Below are 3,643 nucleotides of genomic sequence, written 5' to 3' on the forward strand. Positions count from 1 at the left end.
GCTACGGCCAAGTGTCCACAAGCCACGGCCAGCGGACACACCGTCGCTACCGGATCGTCGCTACCGGATCCCTGCCCGCAGCGGTCAGGGATCCTGGTCAGGCGAGCTGGACGGTGGCCCGTGACGCCAGCAGCACCTTGCTGCCGCCCGACCGTACGGTCAGATTGACGACCACCCGGTTGTCGTCGAGCTTCTTCTCGACGACGCCGCTCACCACGAGCGTGGCACCCTCGTCGTCGTCCGGTACCGGCACCGGGGAGGAGAACCGGACGCCGTAATCGACCACGCTGCCAGGATCGCCCGCCCAGTCGGTGACGAGCCGGGCGGCCGTGGCCATGGTGTACATCCCATGAGCGATCACATCGGGCAGGCCGACGCTCTGCGCCACCCGCTCGTTCCAGTGGATCACATTGAAGTCGCCCGAGACTCCGCAGTAGTGGACAAGATCTTCCCGACGGATCCGGAATTCCCGCTCCGGAATCCGGGTACCGACCTCGACGTCGTCATAGTCAACGATGGCAGGCATGTGAGCGCCTCAGCACCCTTCCTGATCCTCGGGGCCTCCGAACGCGCAAACACCCATGGTCGCGCGCTCTTCGGCCGGTTAGGCCGCGGTTCCGCGCGAGGCCAACGACGTCCGGCCGGTCGCGACCAGCTCTCCGCCGGTCGTGACAAACTCGTACTCGCTGATCAGCAACTCGTTGCGCCCGGCGTTACGAATGTCGGTGATGGTGGCGGAGACAACGATCTCGTCACCGGCAACGACCGGCCGGCGCAGCGAATAGCGCTGTTCGCTGTGCACCACCAGCGAAAAGTCGAGGCCGAGGTCAGGGTCAAGCACCGGAACCACGGGCCGCCAGATGGCGACCGCCGTCAGGAAGGTGGGCGGCGCAACAAGATCGACATAGCCGGCCGCCTTGGCAGCCTCAAGATCGTGACAGAGGGGGCTGTCCTCATGGATCGCGATCGCGAACTGCCGGATGTGCTCGCGACCGACCAGGAACGGAGTGTCCGCGACGAACCTGCGCCCGACAAAATCCCGATTGAGCGGCATCGCATGCTCCGATCTCACCGTCCCCACGGTTGGAATTACCCTGGAGCGCCCGAGAACAGGGCACTCCAACGCGTCGACCGGACAGGGTGAGAGGTTCCAGTAGCCGACGCGACGATCACCAACAGCGAAGAGATCAATCCGACAGGCTGAACACTAACCCCATGCCTCCCTGCTGCCACGCCGACAGGCCGACGGTGACCCGACAGCATCCTGGAGGCCGCAGATACCCAGGGAGATACCCCGGGCCGGGTCAGCGGGTCTCTCGGTGTTCGGTGTGCTGCCGGCAGTTCGGGCAGAACTTGCGCAGCTCCAGGCGGTCGGGATCGTTGCGGCGGTTCTTGCGCGTGATGTAGTTGCGGTGCTTGCACACCTGACACGCCATAGTGATCTTTGGACGGACGTCGGTGGCGGCCACGGTGCTGTGCCTCTTCCTGCAGGTCGGACAAGAACGAACCAAAGCTTGGACATACAGGACGACCGGGCGCCGTCCTCGGCGGGTCGCGACCCGACCGGTAGCGGTGGCCGGATTTGAACCGGCGACACAGCGATTATGAGCCGCTTGCTCTGCCTGGCTGAGCTACACCGCCTGGGTGGACCTACCCCATCGATTGATCGAGCCGACGGAGTAGCGGCCGACAACCGGTCACCCGGCTACCGACCGGTGCCACAGAGCCCCTTTACGGAATCGAACCGTAGACCTTCTCCTTACCATGGAGACGCTCTGCCGACTGAGCTAAAGGGGCGGGTACGCGCGCCTAAGGCTACACGACAGCGCGGCATCGCGTACCGCAGGCCCGTCCGTAGTGACACTCACCCGCGGTCACCGTCGACGCCCAACGCCTAACGGCGCCCCGCAAACCGGCTTTGGGGCCACCCCGCAACCCGTCCGGCCCAGCCCCGGCAGACCCGCGCCCAGCCCGGCAGACCCGCGCACCGGCCTCGCCACGTCTGTCGACGGTCACAGCTTTCCCGGGGCTACCACGCACCCAGGCTGCGTACGCAACCCCGCATGGGACTCCGCGACCCGGCACGAATAGATCTTCGTCGCACGCCACGATCCTGCGTCGCAGAGACACTACTCCATGTCATGAAAATGGATCCGATCGTAAAGATCTGAAACTGTGAGTAACAACAAAGTCGGTTTGCGCGCCGTCTACGTAGCTGTAAGTAGTCGATACTTTGCTTAGCGTAGTAGTTGGTCGAGTAAGCCTGCCATCTGGGATCACCCGCCGGCCAGTCCACCCGAACACGCCAGGGAGCTCCCATGCACATCGCACCCGCCCGCCAGGACGACGGCGGGCCGGGCCAGGCCGTCCTGCCCACCCACCGTCGACGGACTCGCCGCCGGTGGGGTAGCACACGCACGGTTGCCACGACAGCGCTGACTCTCATCGCCTTCGCAACCGCCGGCAGCTTCCGGACGGGTCATCCAGAAGTGCAAATCATCCGCAATCAGACTATTCGTAACGTGGCCGCCACATTCGACGCGATGGCCCCGGCCGAGGGAACCACGGCCGCCGTCCCCATGACGGAGGGCACAACCGTGGCCTCATCCGGTGAGAGCGCGCCAATCGCGGTTCAGTCTGCGCAGGCAATCCCGGCTGCGTGGCCGCGAGGTATCGACATCTCGTCATGGCAGCACCCCGGCGGCGCACAGATCGGCTGGGCCGCGGTCCGCTCGTCCGGCGTCACCTTCGCCATCGTCAAGGCGACCGAGGGCATGACCTACACCAACCCGTACTTCACCACTGACCGCACCCGTGCCGTCCAGGCAGGTCTGGTGGTCGGCGCATACCACTACGCCCGGCCCGTCCTGCCGATCGCGACCGCGACCGAACAGGCTGACCGGTTCCTCACCGTCACCGGCCTCACCCGTTCCAACGGTCATATAGCCCCCATCCTCGACCTCGAGGCCCATGGGGGACTGTCAGCCGACCAACTCACCACCTGGACCCGCGCCTTCATGGAGGAGATCGAGACGAAGACCGGACGCACTCCCATCCTGTACACCTACCGGTCGTTCTGGACCGACACAATGAAGAACACCACGTCATTCTCTCGCTACCCGCTGTGGTTCGCCATCTACAACGGAGGCTCGTCCCCGGGACCCCTGCCCGGTGGCTGGCAGAAGTGGACAATGTGGCAGTTCACCTCCTCCGGGAGCCTTCCCGGCATCACCGGGAACGTCGACATGAACATCGTCTGCTGCGGTGCCGATGCGCTGTCGGCCAACGCCGACGGGCGGGTCAGCGAGATCGACCGGCGTTACGGCGCGGACCCCCGCGTGCCTTCGATGCTGGGGGCTGCCATCCGCAACGAGGAACCCGCAGGCGGGGGCGGCCGGTGGAGGCAGTTCGAGCAGGGACTGCTCTTCTGGTCGGTGGCGACCGACGTCCACGAAGTTCACGGCGGGATCAGCGCGAAATATCTGAACCTGGGCGGCAGCAACAGCTTCCTGGGACGGCCGACCAGTGACGAGGTGGACGCGGAGGCTTCGGGCAGTCGGCAGTCGGTGTTCCAGGGCGGCCGGATCTACTGGAGCAGCTCCACGGACGCCCACGAGGTCCACGGAGCGATCCTCAACTACTA

At 65.5% G+C, this 3,643-nt stretch carries 4 protein-coding genes and 2 tRNA genes; 1 reads left to right on the top strand and 5 read right to left on the bottom strand.

Annotated features, from left to right (window positions below; all coding sequences use genetic code 11):
- Nucleotides 1-97 precede the first annotated feature (97 nt).
- The 5 genes from DD1DGNOD_RS28375 to DD1DGNOD_RS23140 form a co-directional block, all read right to left on the bottom strand.
- Nucleotides 98-526 (bottom strand): MaoC family dehydratase, encoded by a 429-nt coding sequence (locus DD1DGNOD_RS28375; protein ID WP_206443378.1) that lies wholly within the window; start codon nucleotides 524-526, stop codon nucleotides 98-100.
- Between the two features lie 78 nt (nucleotides 527-604).
- The gene (locus tag DD1DGNOD_RS28380) at nucleotides 605-1,054 is read right to left on the bottom strand and encodes an FAS1-like dehydratase domain-containing protein (RefSeq protein ID WP_131791970.1); all 450 of its coding nucleotides are present in this window, start codon (nucleotides 1,052-1,054) and stop codon (nucleotides 605-607) included.
- A 250-nt stretch (nucleotides 1,055-1,304) separates the two neighbouring features.
- Nucleotides 1,305-1,469 (bottom strand): 50S ribosomal protein L33, encoded by a 165-nt coding sequence (rpmG, locus tag DD1DGNOD_RS23130; protein ID WP_131768550.1) that lies wholly within the window; start codon nucleotides 1,467-1,469, stop codon nucleotides 1,305-1,307.
- A 98-nt stretch (nucleotides 1,470-1,567) separates the two neighbouring features.
- Nucleotides 1,568-1,641, bottom strand: a tRNA-Met gene (locus DD1DGNOD_RS23135).
- A gap of 83 nt (nucleotides 1,642-1,724) precedes the next feature.
- Nucleotides 1,725-1,797 (bottom strand) — tRNA-Thr (locus DD1DGNOD_RS23140).
- A gap of 521 nt (nucleotides 1,798-2,318) precedes the next feature.
- On the opposite strand from DD1DGNOD_RS23140, the gene DD1DGNOD_RS23145 reads away from it, so the two are divergent.
- A partial coding sequence (locus DD1DGNOD_RS23145; RefSeq protein ID WP_241255934.1) for a GH25 family lysozyme occupies nucleotides 2,319-3,643 on the top strand: 1,325 nt, incomplete at its 3' end.

It is taken from the genome of Candidatus Protofrankia californiensis (genome assembly GCF_900634765.1).
Lineage (GTDB): Bacteria > Actinomycetota > Actinomycetes > Frankiales > Frankiaceae > Protofrankia > Protofrankia californiensis.